This window comes from Oceanobacillus senegalensis (assembly GCF_900176885.1).
GTDB classification, from domain to species: Bacteria; Bacillota; Bacilli; order Bacillales; family Amphibacillaceae; genus Oceanobacillus; species Oceanobacillus senegalensis.
Genome location: NZ_LT839648.1, coordinates 635,137 through 658,041 on the forward strand (window position 1 = coordinate 635,137; position 22,905 = coordinate 658,041).

Below are 22,905 nucleotides of genomic sequence, written 5' to 3' on the forward strand. Positions count from 1 at the left end.
TAAGACTAGACTTATAGTAATGGGGATATATTTAACATATATCTAGGAGGAGAAAAGAATGAGTAATGAAAAGCGTATTCGTTTAGTATTAATTGATGACCATAAATTGTTTCGTGAAGGAGTTAAACGAATTTTAGATTTTGAACCTACTTTTGAGGTGGTTGCTGAAGGTAACGATGGTTCAGAAGCAGCGAAGTTAGTAAAGGAAAATAATCCTGACGTTGTTCTTATGGATATTAATATGCCGGAAACGAATGGCGTACAGGCAACAGCAGACCTAGTTCGTTATTTTCCAGAAACCAAAGTGATTATTTTGTCTATTCATGATGATGAAAGTTATGTTACTCATGCATTGAAAACAGGTGCACAAGGTTATCTATTAAAAGAAATGGATGCGGATGCGCTAATTGAGGCGATTAAAGTTGTAAGTGATGGCGGATCTTATTTACATCCAAAAGTAACCCATAATCTAGTAAAAGAATATCGTAGACTTGCTAAAGAAACGTCATCATCTATTGCAAATAAAGGCATTGAATATCGTCAGCCATTACATTTATTAACAAAACGTGAATGTCAGGTTCTACAACTGCTAGCAGATGGAAAAAGTAACCGTGCTGTTGCTGAAACCTTGTACATTAGTGAAAAAACGGTAAAAAACCATGTAAGTAATATCCTACAAAAAATGAATGTCAATGACCGTACTCAAGCAGTCGTCTCTGCTATCCGTAAAGGCTGGGTAGAGGTAATTTAATAAATTACATGATGATTTGATTGACAAAGGATATCATATAATGTCCAACACTCAAGTACCCTGTATTTAAGTGTTGGACATTTTATCGCAGGTTAAGACTTCTGATAGACAATAACTATTAATGCTTTTTTTAAATGAATCATGTAAAATAATGAAGCAAAGGGTTATTCTATGATAGAGGAGAAGATATTACGATGAAGGTAGCTGTCATGACAGATAGTACAGCATATATTCCTGCTGATGTGCGTGAGAAGCATGAAATTCATATGATTCCACTCAGTGTTTTGTTTGGAAATGAAATATACCAAGAAGAAATAGATCTTTCAATGGAACAATTTTACGATAAGTTAAAAAATGTCGAAGAACTACCAACGACTTCTCAACCATCTATTGGGTTGATTACAAATAAACTAGAGGAATTAGCTAAGGACTTTGATGTCGTCATATCTATACATCTTTCTAGTGGAATTAGTGGAACTTACCAAGCAGTAGTAAGTGCTGGAGAAATGGTTGAGGGTATTGATGTTTATGCTTATGATTCCGAAATAAGCTGTATGGCTCAAGGTTATTATGTGATTGAAGCAGCAGAGATGGCGAAACAGGAGAAAACGCCACAAGAGATTATTCAAAGGCTAGATGAAATGAAGCATTCTATGAGAGCATACTTTATGGTAGACGACTTAACGAATTTACATCGCGGTGGACGGTTAAGTGGTGCTCAGGCGTTAGTTGGTGGGTTGCTGCAAATCAAGCCAATCCTTCATTTTGAAGATAAGGTCATTGTACCTTTTGAGAAGATTCGTACCCGCAAAAAAGCTATAAAGCGGATAATGGGAATGCTGGAAGAGGAAGCTTCGAAGGACAAGAAATTGAAAGTTGTTTTTATCCATGGGAACGATGAACAATCAGCAGTAGAACTACAAAATACCTTTTCTGAAAAATACCCAGGAATGGATACCACCATCAGCTATTTCGGACCAGTAATAGGTACACATTTAGGAGAAGGTGCTATTGGTGTCGGCTGGTATGTTACATAACGATTGATACTTCGTACAAATAAAAATCCCACCATTCTTACCGTGATAAGATATAGTGGGACTTATTTTTTACTTATGTCGAATTGTAAAGTTAGTAAATAGACAATCATGATTCACCTTCGCGTATACCTATGTTTTTGTGTACCTTTTCTTTTTATCTATCGGCTTATGAAAATTTAGGATTGCATTAAAAATCCTTTATACTCTTTCGCAGCAACTTTCTCGCATTTCTCTCTATACGGTCCGTACCCACCAACATAGATTTGGAAGCCGCCAGCCTTTCCAGGAATATTGGCGCCTGTATACCAGGATTCTACTTTCGTATAAAGTGTTGAATCCGCTAATTCCCGGCAATGGTTGCTCCAAGCAACCTCTTCCTCTACCTTAGCTTCAATTGTTTCCTTTTCATGGTTACGTAAATAGTCAATACAATCAGCTATCCATTCAACGTGCTGTTCAATCGCTACAGGCATGTTACCTAATACGGATGGGCTTTCTGGTCCGGTAATCATAAACATATTAGGAAAACCATTTGTTGAAATACCGAGATATGTTTGAACACTTGCCCCATTTTCCCATTTCTCTTTCAATGAAATTCCATCTCTACCACGAATATCCATATTGAATAGGGAACCAGTCATTCCATCGTAACCAGTAGCAAATACAATCATGTCCAGTTCATATTCGCTATCCGTTGTACGTATGCCATTTTCTGTAATTTCTTCAATCGGCGCCTGTTTTACATCTATTAAACTAACGTTAGAGCGGTTATAGGTTTCAAAATAATTGGTATCAAGGATGGCACGTTTTGTACCGTAATAGTATGTTGGTGTTAGTTTTCTAGCTATTTCTGGATCTTCCACTATCTCATGTATTTTAGAACGAATGAAGGATGATACGGTTTCGTTTGCTTCTTCGTTAGCAAGCAGGTCGCTATAGGAAAATAGTAAATAAGGTCCCCCCTTTTCCCAAGCTTCTTCGAATACCTTTTCGCGTTCTTCAGGTGTATCGTCTAAGGCAGACTTGTCGGGAGGTGTAATAGGTAGTCCTCCTAATGATGCCCGTACTTTTTTCTTATTCTCATGGAAATTTGCCTTTGCTTCTTCGATATACTCTTTTGAGTATAGATGATTTTTCGCTGGAACACTATATTGTGGTGTCCGCTGGAATACAGTTAGATGGCCAGCTTCCTTTGCAATCTCTGGAATGGCTTGAACACCGCTTGAACCAGTACCGATAATTCCAACTCGTTTTCCTCTAAAATCTACTTTTTCATGAGGCCAATGTCCTGTATGGTACCATTCTCCTTTAAAAGAATCTAGCCCTTTAAAGTTCGGCACGTTTGCTGTGGAAATACATCCAACACCTGTAATAAAATATTTAGCTGTAACCGTTTCACCATCTTTTGTATGAATGAACCAACGATTAGATTCTTCATCGTATTCTGCGGACTGAATACGTGTATTAAATTGGATATCCCTACGAAGTTCGAATTTATCTGCAACAAAATTGAGATATTCTAGTATTTCAGGTTGTGCAGGATATCGGGATGACCAAGTCCATTCCTTATACAATTCTTCGGAAAAAGTGTAATTATAATAAATACTTTCGGAGTCACATTTTGCACCAGGGTATCGGTTCCAATACCATACCCCACCAACATCATCTGCGGCCTCGTAGACACGAGTAGTTAGTCCTGCCTCACGTAATCGATAAAGCATGTATAATCCTGAGAATCCCGCGCCAATCACTACCGCATCCAGCTGATTTACTTGATTATTCTTGTGTAAAGAAGTCAAGAATATCATCCTCCTATTATTTATTATAAAAATGTACGTATTCCCTTCGACTAAAGGGTTTTTAAAAAGCGATTCATGTTAAAGATAGTCCCTTTAATATGTTCCGGAAATAGTGCCATATTGGTAAAGAAACCATGTACTAATCCAGGCTCTGTATAGGATTCCACTTTCACACCAGCATCTTGTAATCGGTTGGCATAGGCGATACCTTCATCCTTTAGTACATCATTTTCAGCTGTTACTACAAAAGCAGGTGGTAGATTGCTTAAGTCGTTAGCAAGCAATGGAGCAACATAGATGTTCTTAGCGTCTAATTCGTTATTAATATAATAATTTCCAAACCAAATCATTAAATCCTTGTCCAGACCAAAGCCTTCGGAAAATTCCTGGTAGGAAGGAGTGCTATAGCTTAAATCAGTAACAGGGTATAGTAATACTTGCGCACTTATTTTCGGTCCATTTAAATCTCTTGACATCATGGACACTACGGTGGATAAATTTCCACCAGCGCTATCTCCACCAACTACTATATCGGAAGCGCTTCCATTTATGGATGCAGCATTTTCACTGACCCATGTTAATGCAGTGTAGGAGTCTTGTAATGGAATTGGAAATTTATATTCTGGTGCAAGTCTGTAGTCAACGGACACAACAACCCTTCCTGTTTGATTAGCAATCATTCGACAACTTGCATCTGATGTTTCAATATCACCTATAACCCAACCGCCCCCATGATAATAGATAAATAGAGGGAAAGGACCATCTCCTTCTGGTGTATAGATTCTTATATTAATCTCAGCATCATCAACAGGAATCTTTCTGTCTTCTACTTTTGCAAGGGGGGCTAATTCAACTTCAATAGGAGGTGCTTGTGCAAACATATCCCTAACCTCTTGTGGTTTTAATGTTTGCAATAGTGGCATTTGATAGAATGCCTCCACGAATTCTTTTGCTTTTGGATCAAGATTTGTCATTATTAAACATCCCTTCTAGAATTTATTGCTCCACTTTTTAGATAATTAAATTTGACTAAAAAGTATGCTTTGAAAAAATGTATGTATTTAATGTTCGGTATATTCCTATCAATCGCGAATGAGACAAATTATTACTGACTTTTTAATACCTGGTTTTATATTTTTAAGGAATTGTTGGAAGTAGTGTGACAAAGCTCATAGAGAGCTAGACTAATTTATGCTATGGTTTATCTATCATAATTTACATTGAAAGCGAGTGAGAAAATGTACCAATTAGACCTATCTCGTCATTACGCGGGTAAAATCCTTTTACGCCAGGAGATTTTGCTAGATGAGGATAAATTACAACAGCTTCTTCAAAAAGGTAACTTCCAGACGATACCATCCATCAATAAAAGAAATTTGAAATATCAATGTGAACGTTGTGGTAATCATAAGCAATCATTATTTGCAAATATTCCTTGCTATAAATGTAAAAGTACGCATCGTTATTGTCGAAAATGTATTGATATGGGACGAGTTTTAGAATGTGAATCAATGTATGTCTGGACCGGGGAAAAGCCGAAATGGGACCACTATGAAAATCCTTGCTCATGGCAAGGAAAACTTACCATTGCACAGCAAAAAGCAGCCAATCGAATGGTAGAGGCTATTAAACAGGAAGAAAAAGAGTTGCTTATCTGGGCAGTTTGTGGTGCTGGGAAAACAGAGATGTTGTTTCCAGGTATAACAGAAGCTTTGAAACAAGGAAAACGCATTTGTATGGCAACGCCGAGGGCGGATGTAGTAAGAGAACTATTACCTAGGATGCAACATGCATTTGAAGATGTACCTATTCAAGCCTTGTACGGCGGAAGTGAAACAAAAGAAGGAACGGCTCAATTCCTTATTGCAACCACCCATCAATTATTACGATACAAAGATGCGTTCGATTTATTAGTCATTGATGAAGTCGATGCATTTCCTTTTCATGCAGATCAATCCCTTCCATATGCAGCGAACCGAGCGAAAAAAGCTAGAAGCACAACAATCTATTTAACCGCTACACCAAGAAAAAATCATGTTCGCCGGATGAAACGAAAGAACCTTCCCCATGTTTTCGTACCTATTCGTTTTCATGGATATCCTCTCCCAATTCCCAAAAAGCAAATTAGCTTTTCTATAAAAAAAGACCTCGAGAAAAATCGTGTACCAAAAGCCTTTATAAATTGGATGAACCATCGAAAAGTCCCCGACCGTCAGTTGTTAATATTTGTCCCAACTATTAAACTTGCAAAAAATATGATAGCTGCCTTCACTAAATTACTTTATTCCAACGGATGGATAGAATCCGAAAATATGATAGCTTCTGTACATGCGGATGATGAAGAAAGGGAGGAAAAGGTTCAACAGTTTCGTAATAAGGAAACAACTGTACTTGTAACAACTACTATTCTAGAACGTGGTGTAACGTTTCCCTCTGTGGACGTAGCAATACTTGATGCTGGTCACATCGTTTTTGATGAGGCAGCACTTGTACAAATTGCTGGACGTGCTGGAAGAAGTGTGGATGATCCAACTGGTGAGGTAATTTTTTTTCACGATGGCAAAACCAATGCGATGGAAATGGCAATCGAATCAATTAAAGCTATGAATAAACGAGGGGGTTTTTCGAAAGCATGAATTGTTTGTCATGTGATGTTGAAATAATTCCGGAAGTGACCTGGAAGAATGTCTTTATATTAGATAGACCAAATCTATTATGTAAGGATTGTGAATCAAGTTTGGAAAAAATAAGTGGCAATCGATGCAAACGTTGCAGTCGTCCTTCAAAAGGAAACGTATGTTCAGACTGTCAGTGGTGGGAAAAACAAATGGATAGAGATAGTCTTGATTTTAATTATTCGACCTTCAAGTATAATACCAGAATGCAGGAAATGATTGCGAAATGGAAATATCGTGGAGATTATTATTTAGGGGAAGCTTTTCGTTTTAGTTTTTTGGCTTCTTTTTATGAGAGGTTTTCTTTTTTGAAAAAAGAAGCCATTGTGGTTCCGATTCCATTAAGTGAAGAGAGACAATTGGAGCGCTGCTTTAATCAAGCTGAGATGCTTGCGGGATTTTTACCGATTAAAATGAAGAATGCATTATCACGGGTTCATGGAGAAAAACAATCCAAAAAGTCACGTAGAGAAAGAATATGTACAGAAAATCCATTTTTTCTAACACAAACACTTAACAAACCTGTCATTCTTGTCGATGATATATATACAACGGGTACAACTTTACGTCATGCAGCTCAGCTATTAAAAGATAGTGGAACACCAAGTGTCTATTCCATGACATTGGTTCGAGGCTAGCTGTATGATATCAGGTGACAAAGAGAAATGAGGGAAATATGATGGCAGATTTAGCAAATTGCTCACGATGTGGTGCGGTATTTGTTAAAGGAATACGAGATCTCTGTCAAAATGGTTATCTAGAAGAAGAAAAGGCATTTCAAACGGTATACAATTTTTTAAAAGAACGCAAAAATAGACAAGCGACTATGAAGGAAATTGTCGAAGCTACGGGTGTAGAAGAAAGGCTTATAACTAAATTTATTAGAGAGAAAAGACTGCTTATATCTAAGTTTCCTAATCTTGCTTACCCATGTGAAGGATGTGGAGCTGATATTACTAGTGGAAAGCTTTGTAGGAATTGTCAGGAATCGTTTAAAAAAGATTTGCAAATCCAAAATGAACTTGATAAAAAATTAGAACAAATACGACAAAAAGAGAACAGTAAATCGAATACTTATTATACATTAAATAAAATAATCATTTTTAGTGGTGGTGTTATCGGTTAGTTAGAATAGAAGGGATGAAAAGGCATGAAAATTAATGGCCCTCATCATACAAATTTTAATAATCCATACAAAAGAATTTTACAAGAACAAGTAGAGATAAAAAAAGGGATAAAAAAAGAGGATCAAATCGAAATATCGACGGAGGCAAAGCAACTACAAGAAAATGGAGGGTTGAATAACAAGCGGGCAGAATATGTTCAATCTATTAAGAATCAAATAGATTCTGGAGAATATCAAGTTAATCCAGAGAAGGTTGCTAAAAAAATGGTTGACTATTGGTCGAATAAATAAGGGGTGTCTTAAGTTATTTAGGTAAAGGAGGACTTTATTTTGTCCGTAAAATCTATCACTGAATCATTGGAAAAACTTATATTTGTTCATCGTGAATTGTTAGGTTTATCCAAACAAAAGACAGAAATTGTAAAAGAAGGCTCGGTTGCCCCCTTACAAGCTTTACTTGTTACGGAGGGGAAGCAGATACGCCTATTAGAGCAAACGGAATTAAAAAGACAACAGGAAGTAGAACAGTGGTTTTCCGATAGAAAATGTAGGCAAGAGGAAAAAAATATCACTAAAATGATAGAAATAATTGAAAGAGAAGCTGATAAAGAGGCATTGGCAAAGGCAATGAAGGATTTAACAGAACTGATTATTGAACTTAGGAATCAGGAAAAATTAAACCAGACTTTATTGCAGCAATCCATGCAATTTGTTCAACTTTCATTAGATATGATGGCCCCATCTATCAAAAATATGAATTACGGAATTCAACAAGTAAAGGCAGATAATCAAACAAATCGATCATTATTTGATTCTCAGGTGTAATAGAATAAGTAAATTAATAGCTTGGTAATCTTAAAATAAGCGGAGTCTACACTTTGTTTAAAGGAGTAACATAATGAGTACTTTTCATGGATTAGAAATGGCAAAACAAGCCCTTTTTGCTCAACAATCGGCATTGCATACAACCGGTCATAATATTTCCAATGCTAATACTGAAGGGTATACAAGGCAACGAGTTGACTTTGAATCAGCTCCTGCATACCCAGCAATCTCACGGAATCACCCAGTAATCGCGGGTCAAATTGGGACAGGGGTTAGGGCTGGTTCAGTTCAAAGAATTAGAAATGAATATTTAGACGACCAATTTCGCGGGGAAAACAGTAAAGTCGGATACTGGCAAGCAAGATCCGGTGCATTAAGCCGTATGGAAAATCTATTAAATGAACCATCAGAAACTGGGTTATCCGCATCATTAGATCAATTCTGGCAATCGTTGCAGGACCTTGCTGTCAATCCAGAAAATTCTGGAGCACGTTCTGTTGTTGTTCAGCGTGGACAAGCATTAGCGGAAACAGTTAACTATTTATCTGATTCGTTATTAAATATTCGAGCAGATATTAAAGGGCAGATAAATACGACTTTAAAAGATGCGAATACCATTACAAATCAAATTAACGAAATTAACCAGCAAGTAAAAAGACTAGAAACAAATGGATATACGGCAAATGATCTATATGATAGAAGAGATAAATTAATTGATGAATTATCAAACATCGTGGATATCGATGTTCAATATGATACAAGTCATACGGAATCGAAAACAGTGGATGGTGTCGCAACAATACGTATTGTCAATGATGTAGGAGATGAAGTAGCTACATTAGTTGATGGTATGACAGATACGGTGAATAAATTTGCTGTGAATGATGAGATTGACTATGTGTTAGATCCAGAAAGTGGAATCGAATCGATTCATATTGATGGTACTGAATCACGTTTTAATATCAATAAACTCCTTCAGTCAGAGGGTTCGTTGAAAGGTTTAGTAGAAGCATATGGCTATCAAAAGGGTGAAGAAACGATAGGATTATATCCTGATATGCTTGCTAATTTGGAGAAGTTAGCAACGAATTATATAGATGAATTCAATATGGTACATGAAGAAGGTTACGGTATAGCAAATGAATCGGACGAAATGGATAATAAAGGAAATGCTTTTTTGACTTTGAAGGAAAAACATTGAAAGTAAATGAAATCATTGTTGAAGATCCCAACTTGATTGCAGCATCTATGACTGGTGACACAGGAGATAGTGAGAATGCTAGTAAAATAGCAGGAGTATTTGATGAGGTAATGGGCTTTGACACAACTAAAACTACGATAAAAGATTTCTATCAATCTGTAATCGGTGAGCTAGGGGTAGTAGCTCAGGGAGCAAATCGAATGGTAAAAAATACCTCCACCCTTCTTTCCCAGGTGGAAAACCAGCGTATGTCTGTTAGCTCTGTATCGTTGGATGAAGAAATGACGAATATGATTAAGTTTCAGCATGCATACAATGCAGCTGCTAGAAGTATGACAGCAACGGATGAATTATTGGACAAGATAATTAATAATATGGGATTGGTAGGAAGGTAGGTGATGAGTAATGCGGGTAACACAATCCATGATTTCTAATAATACATTACGGAATCTATCCAATAGTTATCAAAAAATGGATACTTATATGAATCAACTTAGTACAGGGAAAAAATTAATAAACCTTCCGATGATCCAGTAATAGCAGCTAAGGGTATGGATTACCGTACTGAATTAGTACAAGTTGAACAATTTCAACGTAATACGAATGAGGTTCATAATTGGTTTGATAATACGGATGCATCTTTGGATCAGGCAACTAAGGCATTGCAACGGATGCGCGAATTGGCTGTAAAAGCTAGTAATGATACTTATGGGCCTGATGAACGAAGAAATATTGCGGCTGAAGTAGAACAACTTAAGAATGATTTGATTGAACTTGCCAATACCAAAGTAAATGATAAATACCTTTTTAATGGAACGGATACAAGCAACCCACCATTTACTGAAGATGGTGTAATAAATGATGAGAATCCAGATGATAAAGAGTATGGTACGGTATTTATTGAAGTTGCAAAAGGAACAAAACTTGATGTAAATGTAACTGCTGAGGATGCTGGTTTCACAGAATTATTTAAAAATATCGATGAATTTATAGGGAAACTAAGGGGTGATGGTGAGGATATCGGTGCTAGTATTGAAAAGATTGATGATGGTATTGATCATATTATAAATGCACGAGCGGATTTAGGTGCGCGTATGAATCGGTTAGATTTGGTGGAAAATAGATTAAGTGAACAACAAATCATAGCAACAAAAACAATGTCTCAAAATGAAGATGTTGATTATGCGAAGACTATTACAAAGTTAGTTACACAGGAAAGCTTACATCGTGCTGCTTTATCTGCTGGTGCTAGAATTATACAGCCCACTTTATTAGATTTTCTAAGGTAGCTTCGGACTAATAAGATTCCCCTGGCCCATCAAGGGTTGGGGTTTTTAAGTTGTTAAGGGAGGAGTTATATGCAAATTCCGCAAATCCGGTTGAATTCCCAACCGGCACAAATACGATTCACGCAAACACTAGCAAAGCAAGAAATCAGTCAGCCAAAAGCAGATTTTTCAATTCAACAACCCAAAGCAGATATGACTATACATAAGACACAGGGAAAACTGAGCATGGATCAGACACAAGCATGGGGATGATATGAATTTAATGAGTGTACTCAAGCTAAATGAAAAATTTGTACAAGAAGGAAAAAGTAAAGCACTAGAAGGAACGGCAAGACGTGCATCTGAAGGGAGAGAAATGATGGAAATTGAAAAAGGTGGACATCCATTAATCAATCAAGCCGTTCGAAATGCCTCTGATAACAAGAAACCAATCAATATTGCATTTATTCCTTAGTAATTGAAGGATGATATGACAGAACACGGTAAAGTTCAGTGCATGGTGATTTCCACTGCGGGCATTCGCGGACCTTAGGGAACGCCTCAGCCTTCGCAGCGGTATTTAGGCTCCATATTTTGGGTGAAGTTACTACGCATTCTATTAATTATGCCTAAAAACAACCTACAATAGAGGTGGATTAACATATGAAAATACAAACGAAGTATTTAGGAGAAATGGAAATAGACGAAAGTAAGGTCATTACATTTGCCAATGGTATCCCGGGATTTAATGATGAAAAGGAATTTGTATTATTGAACCTTTTCAATGATACAGTCTATCAACTCTTGCAATCTGTTCATACAAGTACTACGGCTTTTATTGTGATAAATCCATATTTAATCTATCAAGATTATAGCTTTGAATTGGATGATTCAACATTGGAACAATTAGGGATAAAACAGGAAAATGAAGTGGTAGTGCTCTCCATTGTTACATTGAAGGATCCATTCCACGCAAGTACCTTAAATCTAAAAGCTCCCCTTATCATTAATTCAAAACGTATGCTAGGGAAACAATATATTTTAACGAAGGAGGAATATCCGTCCAAAGCATTAATCCATCCTAAGCATACCGTGAAAGGAGTTAAGTGATGCTTGTATTAACTAGAAAAAGCAATGAAGCCATACAAATAGGGGAGAACAATAAAATAAAAGTGATTGGGATAGAAGGAGATCAGGTGAAATTAGGAATCTCTGCTCCCAAGTCCGTTGAGATACATCGTAAAGAGATTTATCTTGAGATCAAAGAACAAAATAATGAAGCAGCAAATGTTTCCGTTGATCTTTTCTCTATGATAAAGGAGAGAGAAAAATAGGAATTTTTCTATAGAAAACTTAAAGAGATCTAAAAATCTTGCCGATAAAAGAGATAGAAGATCCAATAAAGAATCATAAGGAGGAAGGAGATGTCGTTAGAGAAAATGAGCCCATTCCTTTTTCCCTTTAAAGTTGATTCCACCAAGTTATTTCAGCTAAGTCTGTAGTTCTATCTGTTTCAAATGAAGTATGAAAAAGGAGCGAGAAATAGTGGCAATGAATAAAGCATATCATACATACCAAAATAATGCGGTTAATACAGCCTCTGGCGGAGAATTAACATTAATGCTTTACAATGGCTGTATGAAGTTTATTAAGCAATCAATGAGAGATATGGAAGCGAATAATTATGAAGCAAAAAACACAAACATCCAAAAAGCGCAAAATATTATTCAGGAATTAATGATTACATTGGATACAAAAATTGAAATTTCCAAGCAAATGATGCCGCTATATGAATATATACATTTTCAACTAAAAGAAGCCAATGTGAAGAATGATGTAGAAAAATTAAAAGAGGTTCTAGGACTCATTACAGAATTTCGTGATACGTGGAAACAAGTTATTTTACAATCACGTCAACAAAAGTATTCTCAAGGTGAACAGGTAAAATGAATCGAGTACAACCTGTTTACGATATTACGATAACGATGAAGGATATATTAGAGAATGATTTTTTCCCCTAATCAAAGAGAGGTTGTCATAGAAAGATTGAATTCTTTATAAGTAAAAAGAGCAGAACATCTGAAGAAATTAGCCTCCCCCTTTTCAGAAGAAGAAAAAAAACTTGCAAATCAATTGCTACCTGTGAATACATATGTAAAGAATATGATGAAACAATTGTTTGCGGCATTAAAAACAGAAATGAAACAAGTAAAACGATAAAAGAAATCTAAACAAAGCTATACCAATCCATATCGAAATGTACAAATTTTGGATGGCATGTATATGGATAAGAAAATGATAAAACCCTCCTGTTGATAGGAGGTTTTTATCATTTTATTACCTAATTGTTAATAGTATGAAATAGACGTAAAATCATTCATGCGGGAAGGAAGAGTGCTCCTTTAAAAAAAAGAACGAATTTCGACACATCTTATTGTGCATTAAGCATGAATTTTCAGTCAAAATGTAGTATAATTTAAGTATAAGGAAAGGGGGACACTTCATATGAAATTTAACATTCGTGGTGAAAACATTGAGGTGACTGGAGCAATACGTGATTATGTGGAGAAGAAAATCAGTAAATTGGAAAGATACTTCAACACACCTCCAGCATCCGATGTACATGTTAATTTAAGTGTCTATAATGATGAGCAACGTATTGAGGTAACCATTCCTATGACGAATCTATTATTACGTGGGGAAGTACAGCATCTTGATTTATATGCTGCGATTGATTTAGTTGTTGATAAACTAGAAAGACAAATACGGAAGCATAAGACAAAGATTAATCGTAAAATTCGTCAAAACGGTGCTCCTAAGCACGCCTTTGCTAAAATGGAAAAAGAAGCAGTTGCAGTAAAAGATGAAACTGATGATGAACTAGAAATTGTACGAACCAAACGCTTCAATTTAAAACCTATGGATCCAGAAGAAGCTATTCTTCAAATGGACATGTTAGGACATGAATTTTTCGTATTTACTAATGATAAGTCTGGTGAGTCCAATGTCGTCTATCGTCGTAAGGACGGTAAGTACGGCTTAATCGAACCAGTTGTATAATACTTATGAACAAAGCGACGATTCTCGAGTAGGGTCGTCGTTTTTTAGTTGCGATAAAAAGAGAATAGGTAAAAATGGTTCTAAGTCAAATGTTGGGGTGGGGCTATTAGCTCCTACCCCTTTAACCTATTAAATTGGCTACGGATTTAAATTGATGGTGTAATAATACCCTTAATCTCAATCGATCATATCTCTTGAATCCAAAGGCATTTCTCTTGATAACCTTTGTTTGATTATTCAATCCTTCAATAAACCCATTACTATACCCAAAGGCAAAGCTGTTCAATATTTCAGGTTGCCAATTTTGTAGCGTCTGTATCGCTTTTTCAAATTCCTCTAAACCCGCATCTTTTACTTGCGTATAAAACTGATACAGCCCTTCTTTAACCTCTTTCATATTATCTTTTCCTATTTTCTTTGCTTCTTCAAACCAAGTTCGATAAGATTCTTTTAACCCATAAGCTGTTCTCAAATCTTCTGATAACCCTAAATATCTTTCTAAGTACCAATGTTGTTTTGCGCTAAGGGCTTCATAATGCTTATAAAATACATGCTTCATTCGCTTGCACTTTTTACGATCATAAGGGTGGAATTCTTTTTGAACTCGTCTTCGCACACGTTCGAGTGCCCAATAAATATAACGACAGAAATGAAATCGATCCGCTATAATAATAGGATTCCCCAATGCTTGTTGAACAGCTGATTTAAAGCTATGACTCATATCCATAATGACTATTTCTACTTTTTCTCCCTTTTCCTGTAGATACTTTTTCACCGTTTTTACGGACCGATCAGGAAGAATATCCAAAGGCTCACCTGTCTCACCATTACCGATAATGGTCTGATATTTACCTTTATTTGTATCGCCCTTATATTCATCGATCGCTATTACCCGTGGCAGAGCTTTAACCTCACGTAATTTACCAGCTGATACGTTATCAAAACGTCGCATAGCTGTATTGGATGACGTATGAAATTGGGCAGCAGTATCCTTGAAATTCTTCCCCTTTATCACTCGAAAACCTAACGCCTGATTCCATTCCACCGTATGTCGCTGATAACGATAGACAATATTATTGTTTTCTACAAACCTCTTTCCACACTCACACCTATAACGACGCTTACGATAAAAAATATAGGTTCTACGTTCAAACAATTTTAAATGCTGAATTTTTTGCACTCGATAATCATGAATACGCTCTGTTATCTCCCCACAAGAAGGGCATTTATGAGGTTTTTTTGGCAACTGAACATGAATATGAAAGGATCCCTCTATCTCCTCTGTTTTCGTTATTTTCATTTCTTCTAATCCAGGTAATTTCATGTTAAAATACATATACACGCAACTCCTATCCACTTGTTTCTCGTCAATTCAAGTTTAAAGGATATAGGAGCTTGCGTGTTTTTTTATGCTTAAATTTTATTAAAACCCCAACATATATTTTAGAGCCATAATAAAGAAGATAACCCAGATGACTCTTGGGTTATCTTCTTAATTTAAATTACATTATATGAATTGGAGAACCTAACGCTACTTCTGCTGCCTCCATTGTAATTTCACCTAATGTTGGATGAGCATGAATAGTAAGTGCTAAGTCTTCTGCAGTCATACCAGCTTCAACAGCTAGTCCAATTTCAGAAATCATATCACTAGCGTTTGGTCCAGCGATTTGACCTCCTAGAATTAATCCATCCTCTTTACGAGTAATAAGTTTTAAGAAACCGTCTGTATTATTTAAGGATAATGCACGGCCATTTGCCGCGAATGGGAACTTACCAACCTTCACGTCATAGCCTTCTTCTTTTGCTTGTGCTTCAGTAAGACCAACCATAGCCAATTCTGGCTCAACGAAAGCAACAGCAGGAATACCAATATAATCAACTTCAGATTTTTCACCGCTAATTGCTTCTGCAGCAATCTTACCTTCATAAGAAGCTTTATGCGCTAATGGAGCACCTGGTACAATATCACCAATAGCATAGATGTTCTTCACAGTTGTACGGGATTGTTTATCAACTTTAATAAGACCTTTTTCATCTAATTCGATACCCACTTGTTCCAAACCAATTTCACTTGTGTTTGGACGACGGCCTACAGTTACTAAGACATAATCCGCCTCAATTATTTCTTCTTTCCCTTTTACTTCATATGAAACTTTTACACCATCTTTTGTTTCTTCCACGCCTTTAGCCATTGCTTCTGTAATCACTGTAGCGCCTTTTTTCTTCAGACCTTTTTTAACTAATTGAGTCATCGATTTTTCAAATCCGCCTAAAATATCTTTTGCACCTTCTAGGAATGTAACCTCTGTACCAAAGTTAGCATAAGCAGTCCCTAGTTCTGTTCCAACATATCCAGCACCAATTACAACTAGTTTTTTAGGAATTTCTTTCAAANTCTCAATCGATCATATCTCTTGAATCCAAAGGCATTTCTCTTGATAACCTTTGTTTGATTATTCAATCCTTCAATAAACCCATTACTATACCCAAAGGCAAAGCTGTTCAATATTTCAGGTTGCCAATTTTGTAGCGTCTGTATCGCTTTTTCAAATTCCTCTAAACCCGCATCTTTTACTTGCGTATAAAACTGATACAGCCCTTCTTTAACCTCTTTCATATTATCTTTTCCTATTTTCTTTGCTTCTTCAAACCAAGTTCGATAAGATTCTTTTAACCCATAAGCTGTTCTCAAATCTTCTGATAACCCTAAATATCTTTCTAAGTACCAATGTTGTTTTGCGCTAAGGGCTTCATAATGCTTATAAAATACATGCTTCATTCGCTTGCACTTTTTACGATCATAAGGGTGGAATTCTTTTTGAACTCGTCTTCGCACACGTTCGAGTGCCCAATAAATATAACGACAGAAATGAAATCGATCCGCTATAATAATAGGATTCCCCAATGCTTGTTGAACAGCTGATTTAAAGCTATGACTCATATCCATAATGACTATTTCTACTTTTTCTCCCTTTTCCTGTAGATACTTTTTCACCGTTTTTACGGACCGATCAGGAAGAATATCCAAAGGCTCACCTGTCTCACCATTACCGATAATGGTTTGATATTTACCTTTATTTGTATCGCCCTTATATTCATCGATCGCTATTACCCGTGGCAGAGCTTTAACCTCACGTAATTTACCAGCTGATACGTTATCAAAACGTCGCATAGCTGTATTGGATGACGTATGAAATTGGGCAGCAGTATCCTTGAAATTCTTCCCCTTTATCACTCGAAAACCTAACGCCTGATTCCATTCCACCGTATGTCGCTGATAACGATAGACAATATTATTGTTTTCTACAAACCTCTTTCCACACTCACACCTATAACGACGCTTACGATAAAAAATATAGGTTCTACGTTCAAACAATTTTAAATGCTGAATTTTTTGCACTCGATAATCATGAATACGCTCTGTTATCTCCCCACAAGAAGGGCATTTATGAGGTTTTTTTGGCAACTGAACATGAATATGAAAGGATCCCTCTATCTCCTCTGTTTTCGTTATTTTCATTTCTTCTAATCCAGGTAATTTCATGTTAAAATACATATACACGCAACTCCTATCCACTTGTTTCTCGTCAATTCAAGTTTAAAGGATATAGGAGCTTGCGTGTTTTTTTATGCTTAAATTTTATTAAAACCCCAACATATATTTTAGAGCCGTAAAAATGAAGTTTAGATTGATGTTCTTTATATATTGTCGAAATTTGACGAACGAATAACCAAAATTAAATAATAGCTTAAAAAAATACGACAAAAAGCAACAATTGGCTAAAAAACTACTGAAAAATGAGAGAATTGGTTGAAAAAAATGTCGAATTCAATACCAAAATTGAAAAATGGAAATTAGCCAATGTCAGTCTTTTTATGATAAAAATAAGACAGAAGGAACGGGAGGGAATCAGATGAATGAACAGGAGCAAAGGGCATTACATAATTTATTTAAAAGAGTCAAGCAGCAGGAGCAAACCATTGCACAATTAGTAGAAATCATCGCAGCTACCAATCGAAGAATTACCGATCTTGCTACAAATCAAAGTGGAAGTACAGAAAACAATCACTAACGAAATATTTCCCCTTATTATCCTCTTAACTTCCCGCCTTTAGGAGAGTAATCTATCCTCAGATTACTCTCCTTCATTGTTTCTAGATCTGGATATAACGGCTAGTGGTGTATACGGTTGTCATTAATAATTAGGTAGTGTTATGATAAAATAATAGTGTAAGTATTGATTTTTTATCATGTTCTAACTGGCAGTAATCCCCCACTTTAAAAGTACGAGCATCTAAGAGGAGTAAGTGGAGGTAATTGCCTGTAAGAACCTGATTCATTCAGCTACCATTCAGAGAGAGCTAAAAGGTCCCTTTCTGAATGAGTTTCACTTTATTAGGGAGCGTAAATGATGGCAGGATTACTCACAAAAATTTTTGGCGATGGTAATAAAAAGCAACTTAACCGTTTAAGGAAAAAGGTTGATAAAATAGAAGCGTTGGAACCGCAAATTGAAAAGCTATCTGATTCAGAGCTTCAACAAAAAACGGAGGAATTTAAAGAACGTTTCCAGAATGGTGAAAGTTTAGATGATATACTTGTTGAAGCATTTGCTGTAGTCCGTGAATCAGCAAGACGTGTCCTAGGTATGCGTCCATATCCTGTTCAGCTAATGGGTGGGATTGCGATTCATGAAGGGAACATTTCTGAAATGAAGACTGGGGAAGGTAAAACCTTGGCATCTACCTTACCGGCTTATTTAAACGCAATAGAAGGAAAAGGTGTCCATATTATTACAGTTAATGATTACTTAGCAGAACGTGATGCGAAAGAAATGGGAGAGCTTTATGAATTCTTAGGTCTAACAGTTGGGTTGAACACCAATGGCTTATCTAAGGAAGAAAAACGTGAAGCGTATAATTGTGATATTACATACGGTACAAATAATGAATTCGGTTTTGATTATTTACGGGATAATATGGTTCTTTATAAAAATCAAATGGTTCAGCGGCCGCTTCACTTTGCTATAATTGATGAGGTCGACTCCATATTAATTGATGAAGCAAGAACCCCGCTCATTATTTCTGGTTCTGCCAAGAAATCAGCAGCATTGTATACACAAGCTAATAGTTTTGTTACTACTTTAAATAAAGAAACTGATTATACGTACGATGAAAAAACAAAGGGTGTTCAATTAACCGAGGAGGGAATTAATAAAGCGGAGCGTTTTTTCCAAATTGAAAACTTATTCGATTTAAATCATGTTTCCTTAACTCATCATATTAATCAAGCGCTGAAAGCACATGTATCTATGCAACGTGATGTAGATTATATGGTGCAGGAGGGGGAAGTTGTTATTATCGATTCCTTTACAGGCCGTCTTATGAAGGGGCGTCGTTATAGTGATGGTTTGCACCAAGCGATAGAGGCTAAGGAAGGCCTACAAATTCAAAATGAGAGCATGACCCTGGCATCTATCACATTCCAGAACTTTTTCCGAATGTACAATAAATTAGCTGGGATGACAGGTACAGCTAAAACCGAAGAAGAAGAATTTAGAAATATTTATAATATGGATGTTATTGCCATACCAACAAATAAGCCTATTGTTCGTGATGATAGGGCAGACTTAATTTATAAATCCATGGATGGAAAATTCCGTGCTGTAGTCGAAGAAATAAAAGAGAGGTATCAACAAGGGCAACCTGTTTTAGTAGGGACCGTAGCAGTAGAAACATCTGAACTTATATCCAAGTACTTAAAAAAGGCTGGAATAAGACATAATGTCCTAAATGCGAAAAATCACTTTAAGGAAGCAGAGATTATTGAAGATGCCGGTCAACGTGGTGCTGTTACGATTGCGACCAATATGGCGGGTCGTGGTACGGATATCAAACTTGGTGAAGGTGTAAAAGAATTGGGTGGACTTGCTGTTATTGGTACGGAAAGGCATGAATCACGCCGAATCGATAACCAGCTTCGTGGTCGTTCTGGTCGTCAGGGGGATCCAGGTATCACACAATTTTACTTATCAATGGAAGACGAATTAATGCGCCGATTTGGTTCAGATAACCTTAAATCTATGATGGAACGTTTAGGGATGGATGATAGTCAACCAATTGAAAGTAAAATGGTATCCCGTGCAGTTGAATCTGCGCAGAAGCGAGTAGAGGGTAACAACTTTGACGCACGGAAACAAGTGCTTGCATATGATGACGTTCTTCGTGAACAACGAGAAATCATCTATAAACAACGATTTGAAGTCATTGAAGGCTCCGAAGACCTCCGCGAAATTATTGAAAATATGATCAAATCCTCTATCGATAGGGTGGTAGCAACACATACCCAGGATAACGATGAGGAAAATTGGAATCTCCAAGCAATCGTTGATTATGCACATGGTAATTTGCTCAATCAAGAAGAACTTTCTATTAGTGATTTAAAAGAAAAAGAAGCGAATGAAATTTCTGACCTTCTTATGAATAAAGTACAGGATAAGTACGATGAAAAGGCAGAACAGCTTACGGAAGAACAGTTCCAGGAATTCCAGAAGGTTATTGTCTTACGTACGGTTGACACGAAATGGATGGATCATATTGACCAAATGGAACAGCTTAGACAAGGTATCCATTTAAGAGCCTATGGACAAAATGATCCGTTACGTGAGTACCAATTAGAAGGTTTTAATATGTTTGAAGAAATGGTCTCAAATATCGAGGATGAAGTTTCTAAATATATCATGAAGGCTGAAATTCGTGATAATTTACAACGGGAAGAAGTTGTGAAAAATACTCAAGCTGTTTCAGGTGGCGGTGAAAGTAAGAAAAAGGTTAAAAAGCCTTATGTGAAGAAAGTAAATGTTGGACGAAACGACCCATGCCCATGTGGAAGTGGTAAAAAATACAAAAATTGTCATGGGAAAAACTAGGGTAAACTGTCAACATCTCTATAAGAGGAGCTGGGGCATAACGAACGTGTTTAATCAAAAGCCGAATCATGTAATGCTTCGTGAAGTATATCATTGGAACGGTTATATGCTTCAATGAAGTTTGGAGTTGGCTTGGAGAAAATAGTCCCAGTATCTTTTCTAAGTTTTTTATCAAAATTACAGAAATACTAACGAGGTGAATGATATGGAATTAGCAGAAATTAGAAATGAATTAGATAAAATAGCTTCACGAATTGAAGATTTTAGGGGGTCTCTTTGACTTAGAATCGAAAAAAGAACGGGTGAAAGAACTTGAGCAAATGATGACGGCTCCCGAGTTTTGGGATGATCAAAACGCTGCTCAAAAAGTGATAAATGAATCCAATGGCCTAAAAGAATATGTTACAGGTTTTGAAGAAATAGAAGAACGATATCAAGATATGGAAGTATCTTATGAACTGGTGAAAGAAGAAAATGACAAAGAGTTATATGAAGATTTAAATACAGAAATGGAAGCTTTCTTACAAAGCATCAATGAATTTGAATTACAAATGCTTTTAAGCGAACCGTATGATGCAAATAACGCAATTTTAGAGCTTCACCCAGGTGCTGGTGGAACAGAGTCACAGGACTGGGCAAGTATGTTATTACGAATGTATCAAAGATGGGCTGAAGATAGAGGGTTTAAAGTAGAAACGGTTGATTACTTACCTGGTGATGAAGCGGGAGTTAAAAGCGTTACTTTACTTATTAAAGGACATAATGCTTATGGGTATCTAAAAGCTGAAAAAGGGGTACACCGTCTAGTTCGTATATCTCCGTTTGATTCCTCCGGTAGACGACATACATCATTCGTTTCATGCGATGTAACACCAGAAATGTCGGATGATGTAGATATTGAAATTAAAACAGAGGATATTAAGATCGATACGTACCGTGCAAGCGGTGCAGGTGGTCAGCATGTTAATACGACAGATTCTGCAGTCCGTATTACGCATCTGCCGACCAATACCATTGTTACTTGCCAAAATGAGCGTTCTCAAATTAAAAACCGTGAAGCGGCTATGAAAATGTTAAAATCGAAGCTATATCAAATGGAAATTGAAAAGCAGCAGCAGGAACTCGCAGATATTCGTGGAGAACAAAAAGAAATTGGATGGGGTAGTCAAATTCGTTCTTATGTTTTTCATCCATATTCTATGGTGAAGGACCATCGTACAAATACGGAGACAGGAAATACACAGGCTGTTATGGACGGGGATATTGATCCGTTTATCGATGCCTATCTAAGACTACAGATTAATTAAATAATATATAAAAGGAGACAATTTATTGTCTCTTTTTTTAGTATAAAAATGTAAGGTCTTACGTATAAGAAAAACTAGAGAAATAGCTAAATGCTTTTGAATCTAATAACTTTCATAAATTTGCCATAATCTTCCAGAAGCCTTGCCACCATTGAGGTTATCGACTTTATTGTATAGATAAGAAATTTTGAACCTCTTTTTTAAAATCCTTAATTATGGGTATAATAATTTTGATAGCACTTACAACATAAAGTTAGGAGGAATAAAGATGAAAAAATGGTTAGTGGCAGTGTTATTTGGATTCGTTTTAACGCTAGCTGCATGTGGCGGTGGAGATGATGGCGGAACGGAAGAACCAGCAGATAATGGTGATGATGCTGCTACGGAAGAACCGGCAGATAATGGTAATGACACCGCAACGGAAGAACCAGCAGATGAAGGCGGTACAGCTGAAGAAGGTGGTACTGTTGATGCTGCGGCAGCTGAGGATGTTTATGCAAATAACTGTGCTATGTGTCATGGCGCAGATTTAACAGGTGGCGGTGGTCCTGACTTAACAGCTGTAGGTTCTAAGTACTCCGCTGATGAAATTGCAGAAATTATTCAAAACGGTACTGGTAGTATGCCAGCACAAAGCCAAGTAACTGGTGAAGATTTAGACAATCTATCCAATTGGTTAGCTGAAAAACAGTAAAAAATGAAGGATGTCGTTTAAGAAAATAAACGACTCCTTTTCCTGATTATTCCTACAATAAATTCAGGTTACATGCTCAGATATTCTGAGCATTTTTTTCTCTCTTATTTCTTCAAACATTTTCTCCCATCTTCTTTATTATCGACAGTTCTCTACAATATTTCTAAAATTTAACACTGAAACATAAATGTAATAATTTTATCCCTAAAAAGTTTGCCGAAAAATGATAT

23 protein-coding genes and 2 pseudogenes are annotated in these 22,905 nt (G+C 36.5%); 20 read left to right on the forward strand and 5 right to left on the reverse strand.

Annotated elements, in window-relative coordinates:
• The first annotated feature begins 58 nt into the window (after positions 1-58).
• The gene (locus CAO17_RS02965) at positions 59-751 is read left to right on the forward strand and encodes a response regulator (RefSeq protein WP_085991339.1); all 693 of its coding nucleotides are present in this window, start codon (positions 59-61) and stop codon (positions 749-751) included.
• A gap of 194 nt (positions 752-945) precedes the next feature.
• Positions 946-1,788, forward strand: a complete 843-nt coding sequence (locus CAO17_RS02970; protein ID WP_085991340.1) for a DegV family protein — start codon at positions 946-948, stop codon at positions 1,786-1,788.
• Between the two features lie 176 nt (positions 1,789-1,964).
• Here the strand turns inward: CAO17_RS02970 and CAO17_RS02975 are convergent, their stop codons facing one another.
• Both CAO17_RS02975 and CAO17_RS02980 read right to left on the reverse strand, forming a co-directional pair.
• Positions 1,965-3,587: a flavin-containing monooxygenase gene (locus CAO17_RS02975; RefSeq protein WP_281252908.1), complete on the reverse strand. Its 1,623-nt coding sequence runs from the start codon at positions 3,585-3,587 to the stop codon at positions 1,965-1,967.
• Positions 3,588-3,637: 50 nt separating this feature from the next.
• Positions 3,638-4,561 (reverse strand): alpha/beta hydrolase, encoded by a 924-nt coding sequence (locus CAO17_RS02980; protein ID WP_085991342.1) that lies wholly within the window; start codon positions 4,559-4,561, stop codon positions 3,638-3,640.
• Positions 4,562-4,825: 264 nt separating this feature from the next.
• On the opposite strand from CAO17_RS02980, the gene CAO17_RS02985 reads away from it, so the two are divergent.
• From CAO17_RS02985 to hpf, 14 genes and pseudogenes are all read left to right on the forward strand, one after another.
• The gene (locus CAO17_RS02985; RefSeq protein ID WP_085991343.1) at positions 4,826-6,223 is read left to right on the forward strand and encodes an ATP-dependent helicase ComFA; all 1,398 of its coding nucleotides are present in this window, start codon (positions 4,826-4,828) and stop codon (positions 6,221-6,223) included.
• The gene (locus CAO17_RS02990; protein WP_085991344.1) at positions 6,220-6,900 is read left to right on the forward strand and encodes a ComFC family protein; all 681 of its coding nucleotides are present in this window, start codon (positions 6,220-6,222) and stop codon (positions 6,898-6,900) included. The genes CAO17_RS02985 and CAO17_RS02990 overlap by 4 nt, the downstream gene beginning before the upstream one ends.
• A gap of 41 nt (positions 6,901-6,941) precedes the next feature.
• Complete coding sequence (locus CAO17_RS02995) at positions 6,942-7,388, forward strand: TIGR03826 family flagellar region protein (RefSeq protein ID WP_085991345.1); 447 nt, start codon at positions 6,942-6,944, stop codon at positions 7,386-7,388.
• A gap of 24 nt (positions 7,389-7,412) precedes the next feature.
• The gene (gene flgM, locus CAO17_RS03000) at positions 7,413-7,679 is read left to right on the forward strand and encodes a flagellar biosynthesis anti-sigma factor FlgM (protein ID WP_085991346.1); all 267 of its coding nucleotides are present in this window, start codon (positions 7,413-7,415) and stop codon (positions 7,677-7,679) included.
• A 39-nt stretch (positions 7,680-7,718) separates the two neighbouring features.
• Positions 7,719-8,213 carry a flagellar protein FlgN gene (locus tag CAO17_RS03005; RefSeq protein WP_179151879.1) on the forward strand — a complete coding sequence of 165 codons (495 nt, stop codon included), beginning with the start codon at positions 7,719-7,721 and terminating at the stop codon, positions 8,211-8,213.
• 73 nt (positions 8,214-8,286) lie between these two features.
• A complete protein-coding gene (gene flgK / locus CAO17_RS03010) occupies positions 8,287-9,414 on the forward strand; it encodes a flagellar hook-associated protein FlgK (RefSeq protein WP_245831751.1) in 1,128 nt (375 codons plus the stop codon).
• Positions 9,411-9,809, forward strand: coding sequence for a flagellar basal body rod C-terminal domain-containing protein (locus CAO17_RS21590; RefSeq protein ID WP_245831752.1), 399 nt, complete (start codon positions 9,411-9,413; stop codon positions 9,807-9,809). Before flgK ends, CAO17_RS21590 begins: the two co-directional genes overlap by 4 nt.
• 10 nt (positions 9,810-9,819) lie before the next feature.
• Positions 9,820-10,703: pseudogene (gene flgL / locus CAO17_RS03015) on the forward strand (flagellar hook-associated protein FlgL).
• Positions 10,704-10,772: 69 nt separating this feature from the next.
• Positions 10,773-10,955 carry a DUF6470 family protein gene (locus tag CAO17_RS21835; protein ID WP_085991348.1) on the forward strand — a complete coding sequence of 61 codons (183 nt, stop codon included), beginning with the start codon at positions 10,773-10,775 and terminating at the stop codon, positions 10,953-10,955.
• Between the two features lie 10 nt (positions 10,956-10,965).
• Complete coding sequence (locus CAO17_RS21840; protein ID WP_218775525.1) at positions 10,966-11,157, forward strand: DUF6470 family protein; 192 nt, start codon at positions 10,966-10,968, stop codon at positions 11,155-11,157.
• A 188-nt stretch (positions 11,158-11,345) separates the two neighbouring features.
• On the forward strand, positions 11,346-11,792 hold the full coding sequence (fliW, locus tag CAO17_RS03030) for a flagellar assembly protein FliW (RefSeq protein ID WP_085991350.1): 447 nt from the start codon (positions 11,346-11,348) through the stop codon (positions 11,790-11,792).
• Positions 11,792-12,016: a carbon storage regulator CsrA gene (gene csrA / locus CAO17_RS03035; RefSeq protein ID WP_085991351.1), complete on the forward strand. Its 225-nt coding sequence runs from the start codon at positions 11,792-11,794 to the stop codon at positions 12,014-12,016. Before fliW ends, csrA begins: the two co-directional genes overlap by 1 nt.
• Positions 12,017-12,227: 211 nt before the next feature.
• The gene (fliS, locus tag CAO17_RS03040) at positions 12,228-12,632 is read left to right on the forward strand and encodes a flagellar export chaperone FliS (RefSeq protein WP_143833712.1); all 405 of its coding nucleotides are present in this window, start codon (positions 12,228-12,230) and stop codon (positions 12,630-12,632) included.
• Positions 12,633-13,187: 555 nt separating this feature from the next.
• Entirely contained in the window at positions 13,188-13,742 is a 555-nt protein-coding gene (gene hpf / locus CAO17_RS03045) for a ribosome hibernation-promoting factor, HPF/YfiA family (RefSeq protein WP_085991353.1), read from the forward strand.
• A gap of 121 nt (positions 13,743-13,863) precedes the next feature.
• Here the strand turns inward: hpf and CAO17_RS03050 are convergent, their stop codons facing one another.
• From CAO17_RS03050 to CAO17_RS03060, 3 genes and pseudogenes are all read right to left on the reverse strand, one after another.
• On the reverse strand, positions 13,864-15,084 hold the full coding sequence (locus CAO17_RS03050) for an ISL3 family transposase (RefSeq protein ID WP_085991354.1): 1,221 nt from the start codon (positions 15,082-15,084) through the stop codon (positions 13,864-13,866).
• A 160-nt stretch (positions 15,085-15,244) separates the two neighbouring features.
• Positions 15,245-16,138: pseudogene (locus CAO17_RS03055) on the reverse strand (FAD-dependent oxidoreductase); the annotation flags it as partial.
• Positions 16,135-17,307, reverse strand: a complete 1,173-nt coding sequence (locus CAO17_RS03060) for an ISL3 family transposase (RefSeq protein ID WP_085991355.1) — start codon at positions 17,305-17,307, stop codon at positions 16,135-16,137. The pseudogene CAO17_RS03055 and the gene CAO17_RS03060, both read right to left, overlap by 4 nt.
• 286 nt (positions 17,308-17,593) lie before the next feature.
• On the opposite strand from CAO17_RS03060, the gene CAO17_RS20925 reads away from it, so the two are divergent.
• From CAO17_RS20925 to cccB, 4 genes are all read left to right on the forward strand, one after another.
• A complete protein-coding gene (locus tag CAO17_RS20925) occupies positions 17,594-17,818 on the forward strand; it encodes a hypothetical protein (RefSeq protein WP_218775526.1) in 225 nt (74 codons plus the stop codon).
• Between the two features lie 339 nt (positions 17,819-18,157).
• Entirely contained in the window at positions 18,158-20,674 is a 2,517-nt protein-coding gene (secA, locus tag CAO17_RS03065) for a preprotein translocase subunit SecA (protein WP_085991356.1), read from the forward strand.
• A 205-nt stretch (positions 20,675-20,879) separates the two neighbouring features.
• A protein-coding gene (gene prfB, locus CAO17_RS03070) for a peptide chain release factor 2 (RefSeq protein WP_143833713.1) occupies positions 20,880-21,981 on the forward strand; the annotation gives its coding sequence in 2 pieces (ribosomal slippage) (positions 20,880-20,951 and positions 20,953-21,981; 1,101 coding nt in all).
• 268 nt (positions 21,982-22,249) lie between these two features.
• Positions 22,250-22,675 (forward strand): cytochrome c551, encoded by a 426-nt coding sequence (cccB, locus tag CAO17_RS03075; RefSeq protein WP_085991358.1) that lies wholly within the window; start codon positions 22,250-22,252, stop codon positions 22,673-22,675.
• Positions 22,676-22,905: the final 230 nt, after the last annotated feature.

Excerpts from the sequence above, each read along its gene's own strand:
- CAO17_RS21835 (WP_085991348.1), top strand. The coding sequence starts at position 10,773 with ATGCAAATTCCGCAAATCCGGTTGAATTCCCAACCGGCACAAATACGA.
- secA (WP_085991356.1), top strand. The coding sequence starts at position 18,158 with ATGGCAGGATTACTCACAAAAATTTTTGGCGATGGTAATAAAAAGCAA.
- CAO17_RS02970 (WP_085991340.1), top strand. The coding sequence starts at position 946 with ATGAAGGTAGCTGTCATGACAGATAGTACAGCATATATTCCTGCTGAT.
- csrA (WP_085991351.1), top strand. The coding sequence starts at position 11,792 with ATGCTTGTATTAACTAGAAAAAGCAATGAAGCCATACAAATAGGGGAG.
- hpf (WP_085991353.1), top strand. The coding sequence starts at position 13,188 with ATGAAATTTAACATTCGTGGTGAAAACATTGAGGTGACTGGAGCAATA.
- CAO17_RS20925 (WP_218775526.1), top strand. The coding sequence starts at position 17,594 with ATGGAAATTAGCCAATGTCAGTCTTTTTATGATAAAAATAAGACAGAA.
- CAO17_RS02985 (WP_085991343.1), top strand. The coding sequence starts at position 4,826 with ATGTACCAATTAGACCTATCTCGTCATTACGCGGGTAAAATCCTTTTA.
- CAO17_RS02965 (WP_085991339.1), top strand. The coding sequence starts at position 59 with ATGAGTAATGAAAAGCGTATTCGTTTAGTATTAATTGATGACCATAAA.
- CAO17_RS02995 (WP_085991345.1), top strand. The coding sequence starts at position 6,942 with ATGGCAGATTTAGCAAATTGCTCACGATGTGGTGCGGTATTTGTTAAA.
- cccB (WP_085991358.1), top strand. The coding sequence starts at position 22,250 with ATGAAAAAATGGTTAGTGGCAGTGTTATTTGGATTCGTTTTAACGCTA.
- CAO17_RS02990 (WP_085991344.1), top strand. The coding sequence starts at position 6,220 with ATGAATTGTTTGTCATGTGATGTTGAAATAATTCCGGAAGTGACCTGG.
- CAO17_RS02980 (WP_085991342.1), bottom strand. The coding sequence starts at position 4,561 with ATGACAAATCTTGATCCAAAAGCAAAAGAATTCGTGGAGGCATTCTAT.
- CAO17_RS21840 (WP_218775525.1), top strand. The coding sequence starts at position 10,966 with ATGAGTGTACTCAAGCTAAATGAAAAATTTGTACAAGAAGGAAAAAGT.
- fliW (WP_085991350.1), top strand. The coding sequence starts at position 11,346 with ATGAAAATACAAACGAAGTATTTAGGAGAAATGGAAATAGACGAAAGT.
- flgM (WP_085991346.1), top strand. The coding sequence starts at position 7,413 with ATGAAAATTAATGGCCCTCATCATACAAATTTTAATAATCCATACAAA.
- flgK (WP_245831751.1), top strand. The coding sequence starts at position 8,287 with ATGAGTACTTTTCATGGATTAGAAATGGCAAAACAAGCCCTTTTTGCT.